Annotated in this window: 20 protein-coding genes; 12 read left to right on the top strand and 8 right to left on the bottom strand. The window is 54.5% G+C overall.

What is annotated here, in order from left to right; genetic code table 11:
- Positions 1-118: 118 nt before the first annotated feature.
- The 3 genes from ACKPCT_RS04355 to fabD form a co-directional block, all read right to left on the bottom strand.
- Positions 119-355: an acyl carrier protein gene (locus ACKPCT_RS04355; protein WP_090071763.1), complete on the bottom strand. Its 237-nt coding sequence runs from the start codon at positions 353-355 to the stop codon at positions 119-121.
- Between the two features lie 334 nt (positions 356-689).
- A complete protein-coding gene (gene fabG / locus ACKPCT_RS04350) occupies positions 690-1,430 on the bottom strand; it encodes a 3-oxoacyl-[acyl-carrier-protein] reductase (RefSeq protein WP_319568497.1) in 741 nt (246 codons plus the stop codon).
- A 165-nt stretch (positions 1,431-1,595) separates the two neighbouring features.
- A complete protein-coding gene (gene fabD, locus ACKPCT_RS04345) occupies positions 1,596-2,537 on the bottom strand; it encodes an ACP S-malonyltransferase (RefSeq protein ID WP_319513094.1) in 942 nt (313 codons plus the stop codon).
- A gap of 618 nt (positions 2,538-3,155) precedes the next feature.
- Here fabD and rpsF point away from each other — a divergent pair.
- The 5 genes from rpsF (at position 3,156) to ACKPCT_RS04320 (ending at position 6,353) form a co-directional block, all read left to right on the top strand.
- A complete protein-coding gene (rpsF, locus tag ACKPCT_RS04340) occupies positions 3,156-3,599 on the top strand; it encodes a 30S ribosomal protein S6 (RefSeq protein ID WP_090071767.1) in 444 nt (147 codons plus the stop codon).
- A 14-nt stretch (positions 3,600-3,613) separates the two neighbouring features.
- Complete coding sequence (rpsR, locus tag ACKPCT_RS04335; protein ID WP_090071769.1) at positions 3,614-3,847, top strand: 30S ribosomal protein S18; 234 nt, start codon at positions 3,614-3,616, stop codon at positions 3,845-3,847.
- 159 nt (positions 3,848-4,006) lie between these two features.
- The gene (locus ACKPCT_RS04330) at positions 4,007-4,993 is read left to right on the top strand and encodes a DUF2232 domain-containing protein (protein WP_090071771.1); all 987 of its coding nucleotides are present in this window, start codon (positions 4,007-4,009) and stop codon (positions 4,991-4,993) included.
- Positions 4,994-5,077: 84 nt separating this feature from the next.
- Positions 5,078-5,698, top strand: coding sequence for a 50S ribosomal protein L9 (gene rplI, locus ACKPCT_RS04325; RefSeq protein ID WP_090071772.1), 621 nt, complete (start codon positions 5,078-5,080; stop codon positions 5,696-5,698).
- A 226-nt stretch (positions 5,699-5,924) separates the two neighbouring features.
- The gene (locus ACKPCT_RS04320; RefSeq protein ID WP_175528026.1) at positions 5,925-6,353 is read left to right on the top strand and encodes a DoxX family protein; all 429 of its coding nucleotides are present in this window, start codon (positions 5,925-5,927) and stop codon (positions 6,351-6,353) included.
- Between the two features lie 112 nt (positions 6,354-6,465).
- On the opposite strand, the gene ACKPCT_RS04315 is transcribed toward ACKPCT_RS04320, so the two are convergent.
- Entirely contained in the window at positions 6,466-7,152 is a 687-nt protein-coding gene (locus tag ACKPCT_RS04315) for a GntR family transcriptional regulator (protein ID WP_090071776.1), read from the bottom strand.
- A gap of 452 nt (positions 7,153-7,604) precedes the next feature.
- Here ACKPCT_RS04315 and ACKPCT_RS04310 point away from each other — a divergent pair, with 452 nt between their 5' ends.
- From ACKPCT_RS04310 to ACKPCT_RS04280, 7 genes are all read left to right on the top strand, one after another.
- Positions 7,605-9,092 (top strand): replicative DNA helicase, encoded by a 1,488-nt coding sequence (locus tag ACKPCT_RS04310; protein WP_090071778.1) that lies wholly within the window; start codon positions 7,605-7,607, stop codon positions 9,090-9,092.
- Positions 9,093-9,250: 158 nt separating this feature from the next.
- A complete protein-coding gene (locus ACKPCT_RS04305) occupies positions 9,251-9,577 on the top strand; it encodes a YrhK family protein (protein ID WP_319568496.1) in 327 nt (108 codons plus the stop codon).
- 150 nt (positions 9,578-9,727) lie between these two features.
- Complete coding sequence (gene alr, locus ACKPCT_RS04300; protein WP_319568495.1) at positions 9,728-10,891, top strand: alanine racemase; 1,164 nt, start codon at positions 9,728-9,730, stop codon at positions 10,889-10,891.
- 44 nt (positions 10,892-10,935) lie between these two features.
- A complete protein-coding gene (radA, locus tag ACKPCT_RS04295) occupies positions 10,936-12,342 on the top strand; it encodes a DNA repair protein RadA (RefSeq protein ID WP_319568494.1) in 1,407 nt (468 codons plus the stop codon).
- A 123-nt stretch (positions 12,343-12,465) separates the two neighbouring features.
- On the top strand, positions 12,466-13,005 hold the full coding sequence (locus tag ACKPCT_RS04290; RefSeq protein ID WP_090071784.1) for a CvpA family protein: 540 nt from the start codon (positions 12,466-12,468) through the stop codon (positions 13,003-13,005).
- A gap of 326 nt (positions 13,006-13,331) precedes the next feature.
- Positions 13,332-14,891 carry an amidophosphoribosyltransferase gene (purF, locus tag ACKPCT_RS04285; RefSeq protein ID WP_319568493.1) on the top strand — a complete coding sequence of 520 codons (1,560 nt, stop codon included), beginning with the start codon at positions 13,332-13,334 and terminating at the stop codon, positions 14,889-14,891.
- Positions 14,892-14,906: 15 nt separating this feature from the next.
- Complete coding sequence (locus ACKPCT_RS04280; protein WP_090071788.1) at positions 14,907-15,662, top strand: SDR family NAD(P)-dependent oxidoreductase; 756 nt, start codon at positions 14,907-14,909, stop codon at positions 15,660-15,662.
- A gap of 158 nt (positions 15,663-15,820) precedes the next feature.
- On the opposite strand, the gene ACKPCT_RS04275 is transcribed toward ACKPCT_RS04280, so the two are convergent.
- The 4 genes from ACKPCT_RS04275 to ACKPCT_RS04260 form a co-directional block, all read right to left on the bottom strand.
- Complete coding sequence (locus ACKPCT_RS04275) at positions 15,821-17,743, bottom strand: ABCB family ABC transporter ATP-binding protein/permease (protein ID WP_090071789.1); 1,923 nt, start codon at positions 17,741-17,743, stop codon at positions 15,821-15,823.
- Positions 17,744-17,808: 65 nt separating this feature from the next.
- Positions 17,809-18,270 carry an ArsR/SmtB family transcription factor gene (locus ACKPCT_RS04270; RefSeq protein ID WP_319568492.1) on the bottom strand — a complete coding sequence of 154 codons (462 nt, stop codon included), beginning with the start codon at positions 18,268-18,270 and terminating at the stop codon, positions 17,809-17,811.
- 135 nt (positions 18,271-18,405) lie between these two features.
- Complete coding sequence (locus ACKPCT_RS04265) at positions 18,406-20,010, bottom strand: LysM peptidoglycan-binding domain-containing protein (protein ID WP_319568491.1); 1,605 nt, start codon at positions 20,008-20,010, stop codon at positions 18,406-18,408.
- Positions 20,011-20,017: 7 nt separating this feature from the next.
- On the bottom strand, positions 20,018-20,149 hold the full coding sequence (locus tag ACKPCT_RS04260) for a hypothetical protein (protein ID WP_280141760.1): 132 nt from the start codon (positions 20,147-20,149) through the stop codon (positions 20,018-20,020).
- Positions 20,150-20,266 lie beyond the last annotated feature (117 nt).

Below are 20,266 nucleotides of genomic sequence, written 5' to 3'. Positions count from 1 at the left end.
CCAGTTCAAGCAAGAACAAGCACTAAGCGGCTGAAACAAAAAAACCGGAAGGAGCTGAGCCCCTTCCGGTTTTGTTTTCACCATTTAGACCGCATTGCTGAGGTCCGCCGCTAACAGATTAGTTGGCAGCTTTGGTCAGGAAGGAGACAGCGTCGCCGACCGTCTGAATGGTTTCAGCAGCGTCATCAGGGATCTCGGTGCCGAATTCTTCCTCGAAAGCCATAACCAGCTCAACGGTGTCAAGGCTGTCTGCGCCCAGATCATCGATGAAGCTTGCAGATTCGGTTACTTTTTCAGCGTCAACGCCGAGATGTTCGATCACGATTTTTTTTACGCGTTCAGCGATATCGCTCATTTTCTTTCCTCAAAATTAGCGTTCGATCAAGTTTGGAAAAACAGCTTGTTTTGGCCAATTGCCGAACAAATCTCTTTCCCGATTTTGCACACTGCCAATTGGCCCACCAGACTCCAAGGAATCCTGTAAAGTGAACCTGGCTGTTAAACCGCTTCCAAATCAGCCAATCTCAGATGGCTTTCACCGGAATTCGCGCGGTTCGTAACACACTTTCTTGCGCTTGAGAAGATCAGGAATGAGCCAGAAAAGCAAATGTTTCCTTCTTCCCGCTCTTATCCAAGCAATTAAAGGTGCATTTGAAGATTTTCAACCCTCAAATGCAAATTTGATCTTGTTAGATCATCGCCATGCCACCGTTGACATGCAGAGTCTGTCCGGTGACATAGGCAGCTTCGTCGCTTGCCAGATAAACCGCAGCACTGGCCACCTCTTCGGGCAACCCCATGCGCGCTGCAGGAATCGCGGAATTGATGGCTTCCTGCTGTTTTTCGTTCAGCTTGTCCGTCATCGCCGTCTTGATAAAGCCCGGCGCGATGCAGTTTGCGGTGATACCGCGGTTGGCCACTTCCTGTGCCAGAGACTTGGTCATGCCGATCATGCCAGCCTTGGCTGCGGCATAATTACCCTGTCCCGGGTTACCGGTGACACCGACCACGGAGCTGATGGAAATAATGCGACCATGACGCCGCTTCATCATGCCGCGCAGGACAGCACGGGAAAGGCGCATCGCCGAAGTCAGATTGACCGTCAGCACCTGCTCCCAGTCTTCATCCTTCATGCGCATGAAAAGACCATCGCGCGTGATGCCAGCGTTGTTCACCAGAATATCGAGCTGCCCCATAGCGGTTTCCGCATCGCCAGCCAGGGACGCAATGGATTCGGCCTCCGACAGGTTTGCAGGCGTTACAAATACACGGTCACCACCGAGTTTTTCTGCAAGGGCCTCGAGCGCTTCGACTCGCGTGCCAGAAATGGTGACCTTGGCACCCTGTGCATGCAACGCCATCGCGATGGATTCGCCGATACCGCCGCTTGCGCCGGTTACCAGAGCGCACTTTCCGCTCAAATCAAACATATCATCTACCTCCAACAGCCAATCACTTTCCAATTAGAAAGCGATCAGCTTATTGTTTCAGTCAACGCAAGCCAAAGACGCCATTGAAAGCAACGGTCGCCCTCTTCGCCTGAGCCATTGTCAAGACTTGGATATACGAACCGGTGGCGTCTTTGCAAATGCTTATCAGGCCAATTTTGCCATGGCAGGGTCAATATCGCCCGGTTCACCAACATTTACCGTGCTGATTCCCTTGACAATACGCTTGGCCAGACCAGACAAGACCTTGCCCGTACCGATTTCATAGAGGCAATCAACACCATTGTGGGAAAGCCAGGAAACGGATTCGGACCAACGCACCATTCCGGTCACCTGCTCGACAAGATGCTTGCGGATGGCTTCCGGATCATCAATCGCATTGGCCAGAACGTTGGCAACGAGCGGAACGGCTGGCTTGTGAATGGTGACCTTGGAAAGGGCATCAGCCATGGCATCGGCGGCAGGCGCCATCAGAGCGCAATGGAAAGGTGCGCTCACCGGCAGCAGTAGCGCGCGCTTTGCGCCTTTCTCTTTAGCCAGAGCAGCAGCCCGCTCAATGGCACTTTTAGCACCGGAAATAACGACCTGACCGGTCGCATTGTCGTTGGCCACCTGACAGACTTCGCCTTCGGCTGCATCTTTGGTTACCGCTTTCACATCATCCATGGAAAGCCCGAGGATGGCCGCCATGGCGCCCTCACCCACAGGAACAGCCTTCTGCATGGCATCGCCACGAATGCGCAGAAGACGGGCCGTATCACCAAGGCTCAGCGCCCCGGAAGCCGCCAGTGCGGAATATTCACCCAGTGAGTGACCTGCGACATAGGAAACCTTGTCTGCCAGATCGAGCCCCTTTTCCTTCATCACGCGCAAAGCCGCAATGGACGCAGCCATAAGAGCAGGCTGGGCATTGCGCGTAAGGGTCAGCACATCAGCCGGACCGTTCCACATGATATCGGAGAGCTTTTCACCCAGCGCATCATTCACTTCTTCATAGACAGCGCGCGCAACGGAAAATTCGTCGGCCAGCGCCTTGCCCATTCCAACTGCCTGACTGCCTTGTCCGGGAAAAGTAAAAGCAACACTCATGACGTTTCAACCTTATTTGATTTAATCGGACGCAACTTCTCGCATGCGTCTCTTGTTCCTTGCGCAAACTGCGCGGTCTAACGACAAGCCGCCTGAGGACCGGGCAAAACGCTCAATCGGGCCATTTTTGACAGCTTTATGAAGTTCATCGTTCGCTATTGTATTTATTGCCTCCCAGAGTCAAGACTTACGGGGTAAAACAGAGCGAAAAGGTGCGCATTTTTCGAGAAAACGCGCGTTCAGCCTACGCTTATTCACTTTGAAAGCCCTCCAAATGGCCAAATCCGTCAAAAGCGGCAATCACAGGGTGAAAGCATTCAAACAGGACAAAGAAGCGATTTTTAGGCATTTCTCCTGAATTTGGCCTTGCACATTAGGAAAATTCGGCTATAAAGCGCGGATCAGCTAGGCGAGGCCGAGGGCTGAACGGAAGACTATTGTCTGGATTTTGCGCATCAGCACGATCAGGGCAACGGTAGGAAAGAGAGATTTCCGCCTTCCTGTGTCCTCGCTCTTTAAAGCAATAAATTCTCAAAAGAGCCTTGTCATCTAAGGCTTTTTGGAGGCTTAGCGCCGGTCGAGCTGATATGTTGAAACTCAAGAGACAAGGCAGGAACAATGGCGCTTTACGAGCACGTTTTCCTTGCTCGCCAGGATATCTCTCAGCAGCAGGTTGAGGCTCTGGTTGAGCAATACAAAACCCTTATCGGTGAATATGAAGGCTCCGTCGGCAAAGTCGAATTCTGGGGTCTGAAAACCATCGCATACCGCATCAACAAGAACCGCAAGGCCCATTATGTTCTGATGAACATCGATGCTCCTTCCGATGCGATTGTTGAAATGGAACGTCAGATGCGCATCAACGAAGATGTCATGCGCTTCATGACCATCCGCGTTGAAGAGCACGAAGAAGAGCAGTCTGCAATGATGCAGAAGCGCGACCGCGACGACCGTCGTGGTGGCCGTGGCGATCGCAACGATCGTGGCCCGCGCGGTGACCGTGGTGACCGCCGTCCACGTCGCGAAGATCGTGACAACAATTCTGACAAAGCAGCTGAGTAAGAGGAGCAAGAATCATGTCTGGAGCACGTCGTCCATTTTTCCGTCGTCGCAAAACTTGCCCTTTCTCCGGCGATAATGCACCGAAGATTGATTACAAGGATGTTCGCCTTCTGCAGCGTTACGTTTCCGAACGCGGCAAGATCGTTCCATCCCGTATCACGGCAGTTTCTGCCAAGAAACAGCGCGAACTGGCTCGTGCCATCAAACGCGCTCGCTTCCTGGGCCTTCTGCCATACGTCATCAGCTAAGCGCTGAGTGGCATCAAGATTTGGAAAAGGGCGATCAAGCGCCCTTTTCCCTTCCCAAACTTTCGGGAAATCCACTATCGACCGTTGGGACAGGCGAATGTGACCTGCCTCTAACCGCCAGCAAACGCCCACCTCAGGGCAAGCGGGACAGCCAAGAGAATGAGCAACTATCTGATCATAGGCATTATTGCTGGTCTTTGTACCGCGCTTCTGAACCTCTCCGGCTATGTCGGCGGGATGTTCGGCCTTGGCATCATTCTCATTATTCTCTCCCCTCTTCCCCTGATGATTGCATCCCTCGGCTGGGGCTCCTTTACCGGGCTCATCGCCGTCGTCAGCTCTGGTGTGGCTCTTTCGCTTCTGATCAGCCCACTCGCAGGCCTTCTTTTCATGGTGGTGAACAGTGTTCCCCCTTGGTGGTTGGCGCGACTGGCAACCCTTAGCCAGACAAACACCGAAACCGGCGAAACCATCTGGTATCCGATGGACCGCCTGCTGATGTGGATCGCGTCCATCGCCTGCATCACCAGCGTCGCCATGTTCATCCCGTTTGGTTTCAGTCTCGATCAATATCGCGACACAATCTCGGTCATGATGAACCAGGTCTACGAGGCCCAGCAACTGTCGCTGCCTGAGGGAACCGCCCTGACCATTGACGACATCGTCTCGATGATCACCTGGATGGCGCCCATGGCCTCTGTTCTGATGGTGACCTTCAGTTCGGTGGTCAATCTCTATCTGGCAGGCAAGGTGGTTCAGAAATCGGGAAAGCTGCAACGTCCCTGGCCAAATCTTCACCAGCTGACCTTGTCGCCCGTCGCCGTATTCATCTTTTTGGTTGGTCTCGCCCTCATGTTCATCCTGAGTGGCCTGCCCCAGATTCTGGCGCAAATCGTAGCCACTGCCTTTGGCACGGCCGTGCTTCTGGTTGGCCTTTCTGTCCTGCATTACCTGACCCGCCAATCTCCGGCGCGGCTGGTCATTCTATGGACGACCTATTTTCTCCTCGCCATTTTCCAATGGATCGGCATCGTGCTGATTTTTTTGGGTGGCGCAGAAATCTTCTTTAATGTCCGCTCCCGAATGCCGCGCGGTCCCCTCAGACCAACCGACCAAGACAAAGATGAGGGAAACGGGCAAAGCTGATCCGGGCCTTACCGGCCCAATTGAACCAATAAAGAAAAACACAAAGAACAGTCATCCTTAAGGGATGATAAAATGGAGACTAAAATGGAACTGATCCTGCTTGAACGCGTCGCAAAACTCGGCCAGATGGGCGACATCGTCACTGTACGTACCGGCTATGCACGTAACTTCCTTCTGCCTCAGGGCAAAGCCATCCGCGCTTCCGAAGCCAACAAGAAACGCTTCGAATCTGAACGCGCACAGCTCGAAGCTCGCAACCTGGAAGCCAAGAGCGAAGCAGAAGCTCTTAAAGAACGCATCGGCGCCAAAACGGTTATCGTTATCCGTGCCGCTTCCGAAACCGGCCAGCTCTACGGCTCTGTTTCCACCCGCGACCTTGCCGACGCTCTGTCTGATGGCGGTGTATCCCTGACGCGCAACCAGGTTTCTCTGGACCGTCCGATCAAGACCATCGGCATGCACTCCGTTACCGTGATCCTGCATCCGGAAGTCGAACTGGTTGTCACCGCCAACGTTGCCCGTTCTCAGGACGAAGCTGACCGTCAGGCTGCTGGCGAAGACCTGTCCCTGACCGAACGCGACGAAGCATTCGAGTTTGAAGAAGATCTGGAACTCGACGAAGAGCTGCTGGAAGAAATCGAAGGCGAAGAAGAAGCTGAAGCTTCTGAAGAAGTCGCCGAAGAATCTGCTGAAGAAGAAGAATAAGACCCTCTTATTCTCATCGACAGCGTCTGCTTATGCAGAAATGTCTTTTGAAAACCCGGCCTCTGTGCCGGGTTTTTTTATATCTGACTGGGGAATAGCGCTGGTGGATGATACAAATCAAATAGAATATTCTATTGTATAATATACGGCATACTAATCTGAATAATCCTAGTGATCATTCATCCAGACATCAAAATCAAAAGCAACCAGCTTGATGGATATCGAAATGAAACCAGCATTCACTCTGACCCCATTCGCATTGCTGCGCATCGTCACCGGCCTCATCTACATCCCTCACGTTCTGTTCAAGTTTCAGGCGTTTGATATGTTGCTTGGCTATTTTGCCAAAGTCGGCCTTCAGCCCGCCATCTTCTTTGTACTTTTGGCAATTGTGACCGAAACCGCTGTTGTCATCGGCCTGACCTTCAACATTCTGACTAAATGGCTTGGTCTGGCGTCAACTGGCACCATGGCGATTGCCGCCTATACCACGCTCTTCACCAAAGGAGAGTTTGTGTGGACCTGGAACAAGGGGGGCGTCGAATATATCTTCCTTCTTGGCTTTGTGTCCTTCATTGTCGCCTGGGAAGCATGGCGTCAGGAGCGCGCCGAGTATGGTCGCAACTTCTTCCTGTGGCCAACAAAAGCCAAGTAAGAGCGACAGCGCATCAAGAGCACTAAAAACGCAAAAAGCGGGCTTCGGGCCCGCTTTTTTTTGCTTTAAGTGTGGCAATTTCAGAGGAAGAACCGCGACCCCAAGTCGAGGGTCAGTGCGCTCCTTGGAGATAGATCCGACCCAGCCCGCGTGTCAGCGCCTTTTCCGCCTCTGAAGGGTCAATCGTCAGATAATCATCGAAGACGTCTTTGGCCTCAGCTTCCCGTCCCTCCAGAATATGCTCCAGAATGGACTGCTGTTTGCTGAAATAGGCCCGTTTGCAAACGTAGCCCTCCAGCATCACCTTACGCAGAAAGCGGATTCGAGCAGAAATATTATTGTTAATCTGCGCCATCACCGGATTCTTGGTCAGCATGGTGACATCGTGAAGAAAAGCCTGATCCGCCCGCGCCATTTCACAAGGCGGCATCTCATTGCCATGTTCTGCCATCTGCTGACAGGATGCGAGCAATACTTCCACCTCGGATTTCTCGGCACGTTCAAACACATGCGGCAAGATGGAGAGATGAAAGGTCTTGTAGGCTTCAGCCAGATGCAGCACATCCTGCAAATCAAGCGTGCGGCAGAAGAAACCATAATTCTTCCTGAAATCGATCAGGTCTTCAGTTACCAGCCGATTGAGGGCTTCGCGAACCGGAGTCCGGCTGACCCCGAGTTCATGAGCCAGATCGGTCTCATTGATCTTGGCCCCAGGCATGAAGCGAAACTCTATCGCCATCTCGCGAACAGCGGAAAAAACGTCACCTGATAATGAGACTGTTTGAGCTTCCTGTGCCATAAAGTACTTACCTAGCAAGCACTTGCCCCGAAAAGGTCAAGTATCTGGAATGCTGCATCAAAGATGTCGAACCTGGCATCTCTCGATCTTGGTTGATCAGCACAGCGAACATTGAGAGCGGCTTTAGCGACAGGGTCCTTGCAATCGAAAAGCCTTGATCAAAAGAATAATAGGCAAAGAAGGCAATCACAAGATCGATTGTGACAATTCGCCTGCCACACTGCTGAATTGCTTAAAATCTAAACCAATTGGATAGGTTTCGAGGTACAACTTGGATCAGAAAAGACCTTCTGAGTCGATTCTCGAACGGACTCGAAAGCCCATCAGAGTCCAGCGAAATTCGAAGGAAAATTTTTCCGCTGTTGATTGCCGTGAATAGCAAACAGAGCGCTTCAAATTGCATGCCCTCTGTGGCTATTTAGATCATCTCACAGCAAGGATGAGGTAAGACCATGGAAACCGCTGCAAAGCTCGAAAAAGCCGATGATATCACATCACGTCAGGCGCCCCACAATCTGGAAGCCGAGCAGCAGCTACTAGGTGCAATTCTGGTCAACAACCAGACTTATGACCGCGTAGAGGCTTTTCTGAAGCCACATCATTTCTTCGATCCGAATCTGCAAGACATCTTTGAAAAGATGTCCAAGCTGATCCGGTCCGGCAAGATCGCTTCACCGGTTACCTTGAAAACCTTTTTCCCGGCAGACTATGTCATCGCCGACATGCCGATCGATGTCTATTTGCTACGCTTAGCGTCTCAAGCCACCTCCATTATCAACGCCGAAGATTACGGCCTCTTGATCATGGACCTTGCCACCCGGCGCAATCTCATCGAGATCGGCACCGATGTGGTCAATGTTGCCTATGATGCCCCCATCGATACGCCACCGCGCATCCAGATCGAGGATGCAGAAAAGCGCCTGTTTGAATTGGCTGAAACCGGCGGCGAAAAGGGCGGTTTCCAGTCCTTTGCTACAGCTGCAACGGAAGCCATCGAGATGGCCGAAGCAGCCTATAAGCGTGATGGACAGCTATCGGGCATCTCCACGGGGCTTACCGACCTCGATCAGAAAATGGGTGGCCTGCAGCATTCGGACTTGATCATTCTTGCTGCTCGTCCCGCGATGGGTAAAACCTCGCTGGTGACCAACATCGCCTACAACATCGCAAGCGCTTATCGCTCTGAAGAACAACCCGATGGCTCGCTAAAGACCATCAACGGAGGCGTAGTTGGCTTCTTCTCGCTCGAAATGAGCGCTGAACAGCTGGCCACCCGTGTTATCGCCGAGCAGGCAATGGTCTCTTCGGAAAAGATCCGCCGAGGCAAGGTCGATCAGGACGAATTTGCCCGCATTGCGCAAAAAGCGCAGGAAATGCAGATCACGCCGCTGCATATCGACCCGACCGGTGGTATTTCCATCGCCCAGCTCGCCGCGCGTGCCCGCCGCCTCAAGCGCCAGAAGGGCCTTGATCTGCTGATCGTCGACTATCTGCAGCTGCTCTCCGGTTCCGCTTCCAAGGCCTCTCAGGGTCGTGTGCAGGAAATCACCGAAATCACGACCAACCTCAAGGCTCTCGCCAAGGAGTTGAGCGTTCCGGTGATCGCCCTCTCCCAGCTTTCTCGTCAGGTGGAAGCCCGAGACGATAAGCGTCCGCAGCTCGCCGACCTTCGTGAATCCGGCTCCATCGAGCAGGACGCCGACGTCGTGCTCTTCATCTATCGCGAAGAATATTACAAGATGCGCGAAGAGCCCAAGCCCGGCACGGAAGAGCATTTCACCTGGCAGTCCGAAATGGAGCGGTGCATGGGCAAGGCGGAAGTCATCATCGCCAAGCAGCGTCACGGCCCGACCGGCATCGTGCCTCTCGCCTTCCAGGGCGAATTCACGCGCTTCTCCGATTTGGCGCGCGACGAATATATCCCCGAGGCTTACGAATAAGAGTACGGACCAGAGATCAGGAAAGCGCCTTCGGGCGTTTTCTTGCTTTAGGGCTCATCTTTGGTCATTCGCCTTAATGGATTTACGGCCTCGCCACCCTCACTCCATCTTAGAGAAACCAAGGCAAGACTGGACAAACCTGTCGCACGTTTGCTCTGATGCAAAGACCAAAAGCAACCAAGGAAAAGGGGCTCGCATTCCAGATGAAGATGTTTCAAGAGCATAACAGCCGACAGTCGCAGGCTCACAAAGATATTTATGCCGCTTATGAGCTCGCCTATACGCTGGTCGACTTTTCCGCGGCTCTTCTGTTCGTCGTCGGCTCGGTTATGTTCTTTTATGATAGCTGGCAGATCCCCGGCACATGGTGCTTTCTGATCGGCTCCATTTTCTTTGGTGTCAAACCGACATTGCGCGTGGTTAGAGAATTTCATTATCTGGCCATTGGTCGCAAGAAGCATCTCGCCGAGCGCGCCCCCAACTGACTTTTGGGCTTGCACCTACTCAGGAGCGCAGACTAAACTGCGCCCAACTCATGGAGCCCGACGCTCCACCCTACCAAAAACAAGAAAAACGGTTTTCCCTCCCCCTTTGAAAACCGACCGCCTCTGCTAAAGGCGCAGAAAAGGTGCATCATGCCCGATATTTCTCTCCCCCATATTTCCCATCTCACCGCACCAGACCCGAGCCTTGCCGGCAGTCACCTGACCATCGATCTCAAGGCCCTTGCCGACAATTACCGAATGTTGGCGCAGAAAACAGGCTCCGCAGAATGCGCCGCCGTCATCAAGGCTGATGCTTATGGAACAGGCCTTGAACCCGCCGCAGAGACCCTGTGGCAGGCTGGTGCGCGCACATTCTTCGTGGCTCATCCGCAGGAAGGCGCCAAGGCACGAACACTCCTGCCAGATGCTGTCATTTATGTGCTTAATGGCCTGGTGGGAGACGACAGCAAAGACGGCTTTGACTATTATCGCGCCCATCAGCTGCGCCCTGTGCTGGGCTGTCGAGAGGAAGTTTCCCTCTGGCAGGATTATTGCGCCAACAGAGAAGAGGCCCTTCCTTGCGCCATTCATTTCGACACCGGAATGAACCGCCTTGGCTTGAGCTTTGCAGACGCCGAAGCCCTCTCAACGCAATGGAAGACAGCCAAACCGGCCTTTGCGCTGGAGCTGATTATCAGTCATCTGGTGTGCGCCGACGAACCCAAACACCCGAAAAATCTGGACCAGCTGGAAAAATTCCGCGCCGTGCGCGCCCTGTTCCCGGATGTGAAGGCCTCTCTGGCCAATTCTGGTGGCGTGTTCCTGGGGCCAGACTATCATTTCGATCTCTGCCGTCCGGGCATTGCGCTTTATGGCGGAGCGGTTTGTGAGGGCGAAAAAAGCCCGATGAAGGTCGTCGCAACGCTCAAAAGCCGCGTGCTTTCCATGCGTGACGTGCCCGAGGGACAATCCGTCAGTTATGGCGCGACAGAGACCACCAAACGCAACAGCCGGCTTGCCATACTCTGCCTTGGCTACGCTGATGGGTATCTACGCACAGCCAGCAGCAGCGACCTCAAAAAAGGCGCAAAGGTCGCCATCAATGGTCATCAGGCGCCCATCATTGGCCGGGTTACGATGGATCTGATTATCGTTGATGTGACGGGCATTCCTCAGGAGCAGGTCAAGCGCGGCGACTGGGCTGAATTTTTCGGCAGCCAAATCCCTGTCGACGATGTGGCCGAGGCGGCAGGCACCATCAGTTATGAACTTCTGACAAGCCTTGGCTTGCGCGCCCTTCGCAGCTATTTATAAGCGCTCGAAAGAAAAGCGACAGGGATTCGGAGAAAGAACACACCATGGCACGCAAGAAATCGACATTTGTCTGCCAGTCATGCGGCGCGGTAACAAACCGCTGGGCGGGACGCTGCGAATCCTGCGGTGAATGGAACTCCATCATCGAAGAGGTCGAAACTGCAGGCATCGGCAGCTCTCCCAAAACCATCAGGGGTAAATCCGGCAGGGTTGTGGAGCTGGTGCCGCTTTCAGGTGAAGACAAGCCCGCTCCACGCATCGAAACGGGTGTTGGCGAGCTGGATCGCGTCACTGGCGGCGGCTTCGTCAAAGGCTCGGTGCTGTTGCTTGGTGGCGATCCGGGCATCGGAAAATCCACCCTGCTCATTCAGGCCTCCGCCGCCCTCACCCACCATGGACACAGCGTGGTCTATATTTCCGGTGAGGAGGCCATTGATCAGGTCCGCATGCGGGCGGCCCGTCTCGGCCTTGCCGAGGCAACCGTGCAGCTGGCTGCTGAAACCAGCGTGGAAGACATTCTGGCCACCCTCACCTCTGGCCCTCCGCCCCAAATGGTCGTGATCGATTCGATCCAGACCCTCTGGACAGAAGCCGCTGACAGCGCCCCGGGCACTGTGACGCAGGTGCGCGCGTCTGCACAGGCTATGATCCGCTATGCCAAACAGACCGGAGCAGCCGTCATCCTCGTTGGTCACGTCACCAAGGATGGCCAGATTGCCGGCCCCCGCGTTGTAGAACATATGGTAGACGGCGTTCTGCATTTTGAAGGGGATTCCGGCCACCAGTTCCGCATTCTGCGCGCCATCAAGAACCGTTTCGGCCCAACCGACGAGATCGGCGTGTTTGAAATGACCGGAGGTGGCCTCACACAAGTGGCCAACCCTTCGGCCATGTTCCTTGGCGAACGCAACACCTCAACGCCCGGCGCTGCCGTTCTGGCTGGCATGGAAGGCTCCCGCCCCTTGCTCGTGGAAATTCAGGCTCTAGTGGCCCAGTCTCCGCTCGGCACCCCGCGCCGCGCCGTTGTCGGCTGGGATTCAAGCCGCCTGTCCATGATCCTTGCGGTTCTGGATGCCCATTGCGGCGTGCGTCTTTCCAGCCACGATGTTTATCTCAATGTCGCAGGCGGCATGAAAATCAGTGAACCGGCAGCCGATCTTGCGGTGGCAGCCGCGCTGGTCTCCTCGCTGGCAGGCATCGCCCTTCCGTCCGATTGCGTCTATTTCGGCGAGGTCAGTCTGTCCGGTGCCGTGCGTCCGGTGTCGCACACAGCATCGCGAATCAAGGAATCGGCCAAACTGGGCTTTGCCAAAGCCGTGGTTCCGGAAGCCTCGCAGAAATCGATCAAATCGGCGGAACTGGAGCTTTCAAACCTCTCAACCCTGACGGATCTGGTGGCTCGCATTGCTTCGGGAACCGAAATCCTGACACAGGACACACAAGAGCCATAAGAAGTTACCCGAAAAGCCTTGCTCTTGCCCCTTTCTTAGCCCTATAGAAGGGCACGAACGCAATTTCGCCGATGCCTGATCACCATCCAGCCCGTGCTCGGCCAAACACAGGATGACTTAACAATGCCCATCACACTCCTTGACGGGATTTTTATTATCGTCTTGCTGATCTCAGCTTTTTTGGCCATGATCCGTGGCTTCGTGCGTGAAGTCCTTTCGATTGCCGCTTGGCTGGCAGCCGCTTTTACGACGCTTAAATTCACCGGGGATCTGTTGCCCTATGTGAAGAACTATTTGCCTGAACCCATTCTGGCGCAAGCGGCCACGGCACTTGGCATCTTTCTCGTCACGTTGATTGTGGTGTCCTTCATCACCATCAAGATTTCCGATTTCGTGCTCGACAGCTCCATTGGTGCGTTGGATAGAACCCTCGGCTTCGTTTTCGGCGCTGTTCGTGGCGCAGTTCTGATGGCCGTTGCGATGGTGTTCTTCAACTGGTTCGTTCCCAGCGACAAACAGCCCGACTGGATCGCACAGGCCAAGGCCAAACCATTGCTCAACACGGTTGGTGATCGCTTGATCAATCTTCTGCCAGATGATCCTGAAGTCCGGATCAAGGAAACCTTGCAGCTCAATCAGGAAGCGCAGGCGCAGGACCAATAAACATGCAGTCATTCCATTTTCGAATTGGTAAAAGGCCACGGAATGACCAAAGCATAGATGACGAAATGAGTGCGCTGTGATAGACATGGCAGCAACATGATTGGCGGGAACATCCCGCCATTCTGCATTCTGGAGCCACTGCATCCCTTTTGAGGTCACTCAGGTGCATATTGCTCTAGACATCAGAACAACAGTTTCTCCGGGCCTTCCTCTTGTGGGGGCCTGCTCGCATTTCGCACCTCTCGGCAGCGCATGTGCCAAAAGCGATTTGCTTTCAAACAAAGACTTGAAACCATTTGCGTTTCACTTGAAAGGATCTCACGATCATGTCGGTAAAGGGATTTTCTCCTGCGTCTCTCTCCCTCTCCTCTAATAACCGGAACACTCCGGCTTCGAGCGAGCCATCATCCAGCCTTCCAGAAGGCTGCCTGGATGCAGCTCAAGATGACTGGTCCTGCGAAGGCGATACCCTGCATGAAGAATGCGGCGTGTTCGGCATCCATAATTTTGAAGACGCATCAGCGCTTACAGCCCTTGGCCTGCATGCCCTGCAGCATCGCGGGCAGGAAGCAGCTGGCATAGCCACCTATGACGGCAAACATTTCCATCTGGAGCGCCGCTTCGGACTGGTCGGAGATAACTATTCCGACGCAGCGACAATGGCCAAGCTACCCGGCAACAATGCCATTGGCCACAACCGCTATTCCACCGCAGGCGGCGCTGCGCTGCGCAACGTCCAGCCACTATTTGCCGAGCTGGAAGGCGGCGGCATCGCAGTCGCTCACAATGGCCAGTTCACCAACGCCATGTCCCTGCGTCGCTCGCTCATCCAGCGTGGCGCTATTTTCCAGTCCACCTCGGATTCCGAAGTTGTGCTGCAGCTGATCGCCAAGAGCCGTGAATCCAACATCATCGACCGCTTCATCGATGGCATTCGCCAGATGGAAGGCGGTTACGCTCTGGTCGCCCTCACCCGCAAGAAACTCATCGGCGCGCGCGACCCGCTCGGCATTCGCCCGCTGGTTCTGGGTGACCTGAATGGCTCTCCGGTTCTCGCCTCGGAAACCTGCGCTCTCGACATGATCGGCGCCAATTTCGTTCGCGAAATCAAGAATGGCGAAGTGGTGGTCTGCACTGATGATGGCATCGAGAGCTATCATCCCTTCCCCGAACAGCCTGCCCGCCTCGATATTTTCGAATATATCTACTTCTCCCGTCCGGATTCCTTTATCGCAGGCCGATCTGTTTATGAAGTGCGCAAGCTGATGGGCCGCGAACTGGCCAAGGAACATCCTCTGGACGTAGATGTTGTGGTACCGGTTCCCGATTCCGGCGTTCCGGCCGCTCTGGGCTATGCGCAGGAAGCGGACATTCCGTTCGAACTTGGGATTGTGCGAAACCACTATGTGGGCCGGACCTTCATTGAGCCAACCCAGCAGATTCGCGCGCTTGGTGTGCGGCTCAAGCATTCGGCCAACCGATCTCAGGTTCAGGGCAAACGCATCGTTCTGGTGGATGACAGCCTTGTGCGCGGCACCACCTCATCCAAGATCGTGCAGATGATGCGTGATGCAGGCGCAACCGAAGTGCATATGCTGCTCGCCAGCCCGCCAATCACTCACTCCGATTATTACGGCATCGACACGCCAGACCGCGAAAAGCTGCTTGCCGCCCAATATGATCTGGAAGGCATGCGCAAATATATTGGCGCCGATTCCCTTGGCTTCATCTCCATTGACGGAATCTACCGTGCCTGTGGCTATGAAGGTCGGGACAACAAAAACCCGCAATTCACCGATCACTGCTTCACTGGCGACTATCCGACACGCCTGAAAGATCTTGAAGCATCGGAAAATCACAGAGCCCTTGGCCTGCTGGTCGACTAGAAGAGGATTTGAGCGATGACTGAACAACGTCTCAAAGATCGCATAGCCGTCGTTACAGGCGCGTCTCGTGGCATCGGCTGGCACACATCCCTGGCGCTCGCCAAGGAAGGGGCCCACATCATCGCGGTTGCCAAAACGGTCGGCGCTCTGGAAGAACTGGACGATGAAATTCAGGCCCTTGGCGGCTCGACAACGCTGGTGCCGCTCGACCTGATGGATTATGACGCCATCGACCGCCTCGGCGGTGCGATCTATGAACGTTGGGGCAAGCTCGACATCCTGTTTGGCAATGCCGGCTTGCTGGGAGCAGTGACGCCCATCACTCATCTGGACCCGGTCAAGGATTGGGAAAAGGTCATGGGCGTAAACCTGACCGCCAACTGGCGTCTGATCCGCTCCCTCGATCCGCTGCTACGCCAATCTGATGCGGGCCGCGCTCTCTTTGTGACGTCCGGATCACCCCATAAATGCAATCCCTATTGGGGCATCTATTCAATCTCAAAGGCAGGCTTGGAAGCCATGGTCCGCACCTATGCTGGCGAGATCCAGCAAACCAATGTGAAGGCCAATTGCTTCAACCCCGGCCCCACCCGCACAGGCATGCGCGCCAAGGCTGTTCCCGGGGAAGACCCGATGACATTGCCACATCCAACCGAGCTGGTTCCTCACATCGTGAACTGTCTCGTACCGGATTGCATGGAACAGGGCCGCATGTATGATTTCCGCTCCGCAAGCTGGAAGATATATGGCTCACCGGTTTACGACGACTGATTCCCAGCCTTGAATTTGAATCCAAATTCAAGGCGTTAGCGCCAAAAGCTGAATCAAAGTCTCAATCGGATCGAACCCGAATCGATTTCAAAGAAATCCCCGACAACCAGTTGAGTTGCCGGGGATTTTTGTTTTTAGTTCCATAATCGGGAATCATATCATTCCGCTGGCTGCAGCTCATGGCTTGGCAGATAGCCCTGATTGTCCCCTTCAACCGCCTTACGCAAACGCTCTTCTGCTTCGCTTGCCTCGCGTTGACGATCCCACATGGAGGCATAGAGCCCACCCTGAGCCAGAAGGTCCGCATGGCGGCCGCGTTCCTTGATCTTGCCAGCTTCGAGCACGATGATCTCGTCTGCCCCGATCACCGTGGACAGGCGGTGCGCAATGACCAGTGTGGTCCGGTTCTGCGAGACCTGATCCAGAGCGGTCTGAATTTCCTGCTCAGTGTGGCTATCCAGCGCTGAGGTGGCCTCATCGAGCACCAGAATCGGAGGAGCCTTGAGGATGGTACGGGCAATGGCCACACGCTGCTTCTCACCGCCGGAGAGCTTTAGCCCTCGCTCACCCACTTCCGTGTCAAAGCCATTGGGCAGGCTCTTAACGAATTCGGAAATCTGGGCCATACGAGCTGCATCTTCGATCTCTTCCCGGCTCGCGGACGGACGGCCATAGCCGATATTGTAAAGCAGCGTATCGTTGAACAGCACCGTATCCTGCGGCACCATGCCGATATTCTGCCGCAGGCTCAGCTGCTGCACATCGCGAATATCCTGCCCGTCAACGGTGATCGCGCCGCCGCTGACATCATAAAATCGGAACAGCAGGCGCGAGATGGTCGACTTGCCTGCCCCCGACGGCCCGACGATGGCCACGGTCTTGCCCGCTGGCACTTCAAAGCTCACACCTTTGAGGATGGGGCGCTCTTCATCATAGTGAAACAGCACATTGTCGAACCGAACAGAACCGCCATCGACGGCGAGCTTTGCGGCAGTAGGTTTGTCCGTAACCTCCGGCGCCTCGCGCATCAGGCTGAACATGGCTTCCAAATCCACCAGCCCCTGCTTGATCTCCCGATGCATGGAGCCAAAGAAGTTGAGTGGAATGGACAGCTGCATCAACAGCGCGTTGATCAGCACGAAGTCACCAACGCTCTGGGTGCCCTGCATAACCCCATAGGCAGACAGGCCCATGCAGGTCGCCATGCCGATGGAAAAGATCACGGTCTGGCCAAAGTTGAGCCAAGCAAGTGACACCCATGTGCTGATAGCGGCTTTCTGGTAGACCCCAAGCGAGCTATCATAGCGCGTGCTCTCCATCTCCTCGTTGCCGAAATATTTGACCGTTTCATAGTTGAGCAGGCTGTCGACGGCCTTGGAGTTGGCCTCATTGTCGGATTCGTTCATCCGGCGCCGGATATCGATGCGCCATGCCGTCACCCGAATGGTGAAGGCGACATAGAGCGCGATCATCCCGACAACGACCAGAACATAAATGATATCGAACTGATAGGCGATCACCGCAGCCATGAAGATAAACTGCAAGAATGTGGGCACAGCATGCAGAATGGTATGGCGCACCACTCCTTCAATGGCGTGCGTACCGCGTTCTATAATGCGCGAGAGGCCACCGGTATGCCGTTGCAAATGATAGCGCAAAGACAGCTTGTGCATATGCTCGAAGGTCTTGAAAGACAGATTCCGCACTGCATGCTGGCCAACGCGGGCAAACAATGCATCACGCATCTGATCAAAAGCAACATTGGTTATGCGCGCCAGACCATAGGAGGCAACCAGCATCACCGGAATGCTGAGCCATCCGACAGCGCCCACGCCATCCGGTGCACTGCTATCTGTCAGGGCATCGGTCGCCCACTTGAAGAAATAGGGCGTGAGCACATTGACAATCTTGCCCAATGCCAAGGCGACAACAGCCAAGGCAACGCGTTTTTTCAGATCGCTTCTATCTGCGGGCCAGATATAAGGCCACAATTTGCGTAAGGTCGAAAATGCAGACGCTTCTGCATCGATATCCTGAGCACTTTCACTCTCCGGTTTGGAGATGGAAGGTGGTTTGGTCATAAGAATTTGGTCCTGCAATTGTCGGCTTGCGCCGAGAGGAGGCAAAGCGCATTGTTCTCTGCGCTTTAGTCAATATTGGATAGCGAGTTTGTCACCCCAGCGAAAAATGCTTCGCTACGAGCAAGAAACCAGGAAACCTTTTCCGAATTCACTCGGTAGTGCGATTGCGGGCCCGCCGTTTGCCATTCGATAAAGCCACATTCCCTGAGCACCTTGAGATGCTGCGACACAGTGGACTGGGCCAGCGGCAAGGAAGAGCAGATATCCCCGCAACAATGCTGATGAGAGCCAAGCTTGGAAAGGATCATAAGACGGGCCGGATGGCCAAGCGCCTTGAAAGCGCGGGCAAGCTCCAGATCAACTTCGCAGCAGCAATCGTCGGTCTTTGCATCCCCGCAAAGCCCTCGCTCTGCATTCTCTTGCATTTCGGCCATATCCTTATCCATGTCACGCTTGGAGCCATCAGAAATGGCCAACACATTCATCGCATAATTGCGATTAATAGAGAAACCCGCAGACAAAAACAAGGCTTCATCGCATATTTACGATAAGAAATGTGTTTCAGATCACGCAACCAGGCCCTGCCCATGATCGGCAATCAAAACGCAAAATGGCCCGAAGCGCGAGCTTCTGGCCATTTTACAAAATCAAATAAAGCGGTGTCAGCCCGCAACAGCATCAGCCGAAGGCGCAACATTCTGCCCCAGATCGGGCGTCTCAACCGCATCGAAGTTGTTATCCCAACCATCCTGCCCCTTGGGCAACTCGAACACCTGACCGGGATAGATCCAGTGCGGATCGCGAATCTGGTCGTTGTTGGTGTCGTAAATGGTGGAATAACGAATGCCAGCGCCATAGACACGGCGTGCAATCGTCCAGAGATTATCACCACGGCGGATGATCACCTTCTTGGTTTCAACAGCGCCGGATTCTGCCGACGCGCTCACACCGCGTTGAACCTTGTCGCCCAGGGTGCCTTCCGCGCTGACGATCTGAAGCCCGCCAGCCTGTTTGGAGAAGGTCACCTCGGCGCGTGTCAACACGTCACCATTGCTACCGTCGAGCAGATCCACACGGGCAACATGAGACCCGGCATCAAGAGAAACATTATTGTCGAACAGGAAGCGGCCCCTTTCACCGCTACGCGCGCTTGCGACCTCGCCATTATCGATATAGAGCCTCAACATCGAACCCGATGGCTCCGCAGCACCCGCGACGAAAAGCATATCGCCTTCAATCTCTACAGCCTCAATCGAGATGGACTGTGCAGTAGCATCATCGGCAGGCTTTTCAAGCGCTGCCTGAGCCGGAACAACCTGCTCGGAAGCACTTTCCTGCGCAACGGCAGTCTGCGCAGGGCTTGTATCTTGAGTGGCATCAACCAACGCATCCGTGCCCGTATCCTTACTGGCAACGGCCATTGGCTCGGAGCCGCCCGCTTTGGTGTTCGTTCCTTCTTGCATCGGTGCCGCATTAGCAGAAGGCTCTGCAACTGGCGTCCCAACAGAAGCATTGTCAAGGCTGACCACTTGGGCAGAAGCATCACCGGCAGTCTCGGCAGACGCAGTCTCTGTCTCCCCTGAAGATTCTGCAGGTTCTGCCGCCTCAGTAGACGCTTCAGCTGCCTTTGGCTTGGCGATGCTGGCCAAAATCTTGGAGGCCTTGCCCGGCTCGGTCTCAACGACCAGCAATTCCCCATCCTTTTCCGCAGAACGGGCAACCGTCACCGAGCTTTGGGACGCAATCGCCTCGCCGCCATCTTCTGACTGGGCCGAAAGGGAAAGATCAGACACGCCTTCCCCGAGCGGATCATTCAAGATCATAACCCACTCACCATCGGTATTGGCGACGGCTTTGGACAGAATGGCCGATCCGTTTTTCAATTCCACGGTCCAGCCTGGCTGTGCCCTGCCCGCAACAAGCGTATTGCCATCAGGCTCGACACGCACAATATCAAAGGTCGGCGCCAGATCAGACCCTGCGGACTCCGCATCTGATCCTGTTTGTTCCGCTTGCGCGGTTTGTTGGGGCTCTTTGGTGTCAAGCGCGCTATCCGGCTTGGAAGCAGTCTCTTCCTTGGCCGCTTCAACTGGCGGCTGGGTCTGCTCTTTCTCAGGCAACACCAGCGAGGTAACAGACGACAGGCTGTCATTGATACCATCCGCCAGATTCCCCAGACCAATTCGGTCTCCGAAAGCGGCGATGCCAACAACGAGAGCAACAAAAACACCGCAAACTATTGCGACAAAAGGAGCAGCAGATTTCATCCTACAATCACACTTCAGTTGTGCCGATCAGCGGCAATGCCACAATTAACACCAGAACGGACATCGGCTCGACAATTCCCACGCCGTCCAGCGCCTTCCCTACAAGGGCAGAAAAGGCATAAAGCACCCGAATGTTCAACGAGTCACCCGAAAATGATAGAGTCTTGAACCTTCAAGCCAATTCCTAACCTTTTTTTAACACCCGGACAAGACTAGCGCACTATTTGCAACAACCGGCTTGACCGGACCGGACATC

The sequence above is a fragment of the Cohaesibacter marisflavi genome, from assembly GCF_963665895.2.
GTDB lineage: Bacteria > Pseudomonadota > Alphaproteobacteria > Rhizobiales > Cohaesibacteraceae > Cohaesibacter > Cohaesibacter marisflavi.
This window is presented reverse-complemented; position numbering and strand designations above follow the sequence as displayed.

Excerpts from the sequence above, each read along its gene's own strand:
- ACKPCT_RS04275 (WP_090071789.1), bottom strand. The coding sequence starts at position 17,743 with ATGACCAAACCACCTTCCATCTCCAAACCGGAGAGTGAAAGTGCTCAG.
- ACKPCT_RS04290 (WP_090071784.1), top strand. The coding sequence starts at position 12,466 with ATGCCCATCACACTCCTTGACGGGATTTTTATTATCGTCTTGCTGATC.
- fabD (WP_319513094.1), bottom strand. The coding sequence starts at position 2,537 with ATGAGTGTTGCTTTTACTTTTCCCGGACAAGGCAGTCAGGCAGTTGGA.
- ACKPCT_RS04355 (WP_090071763.1), bottom strand. The coding sequence starts at position 355 with ATGAGCGATATCGCTGAACGCGTAAAAAAAATCGTGATCGAACATCTC.
- rpsF (WP_090071767.1), top strand. The coding sequence starts at position 3,156 with ATGGCGCTTTACGAGCACGTTTTCCTTGCTCGCCAGGATATCTCTCAG.
- ACKPCT_RS04320 (WP_175528026.1), top strand. The coding sequence starts at position 5,925 with ATGAAACCAGCATTCACTCTGACCCCATTCGCATTGCTGCGCATCGTC.
- ACKPCT_RS04315 (WP_090071776.1), bottom strand. The coding sequence starts at position 7,152 with ATGGCACAGGAAGCTCAAACAGTCTCATTATCAGGTGACGTTTTTTCC.
- purF (WP_319568493.1), top strand. The coding sequence starts at position 13,332 with ATGTCGGTAAAGGGATTTTCTCCTGCGTCTCTCTCCCTCTCCTCTAAT.
- rplI (WP_090071772.1), top strand. The coding sequence starts at position 5,078 with ATGGAACTGATCCTGCTTGAACGCGTCGCAAAACTCGGCCAGATGGGC.
- alr (WP_319568495.1), top strand. The coding sequence starts at position 9,728 with ATGCCCGATATTTCTCTCCCCCATATTTCCCATCTCACCGCACCAGAC.
- ACKPCT_RS04305 (WP_319568496.1), top strand. The coding sequence starts at position 9,251 with ATGCAAAGACCAAAAGCAACCAAGGAAAAGGGGCTCGCATTCCAGATG.
- rpsR (WP_090071769.1), top strand. The coding sequence starts at position 3,614 with ATGTCTGGAGCACGTCGTCCATTTTTCCGTCGTCGCAAAACTTGCCCT.
- fabG (WP_319568497.1), bottom strand. The coding sequence starts at position 1,430 with ATGTTTGATTTGAGCGGAAAGTGCGCTCTGGTAACCGGCGCAAGCGGC.
- ACKPCT_RS04265 (WP_319568491.1), bottom strand. The coding sequence starts at position 20,010 with ATGAAATCTGCTGCTCCTTTTGTCGCAATAGTTTGCGGTGTTTTTGTT.
- ACKPCT_RS04330 (WP_090071771.1), top strand. The coding sequence starts at position 4,007 with ATGAGCAACTATCTGATCATAGGCATTATTGCTGGTCTTTGTACCGCG.
- ACKPCT_RS04280 (WP_090071788.1), top strand. The coding sequence starts at position 14,907 with ATGACTGAACAACGTCTCAAAGATCGCATAGCCGTCGTTACAGGCGCG.
- ACKPCT_RS04310 (WP_090071778.1), top strand. The coding sequence starts at position 7,605 with ATGGAAACCGCTGCAAAGCTCGAAAAAGCCGATGATATCACATCACGT.
- radA (WP_319568494.1), top strand. The coding sequence starts at position 10,936 with ATGGCACGCAAGAAATCGACATTTGTCTGCCAGTCATGCGGCGCGGTA.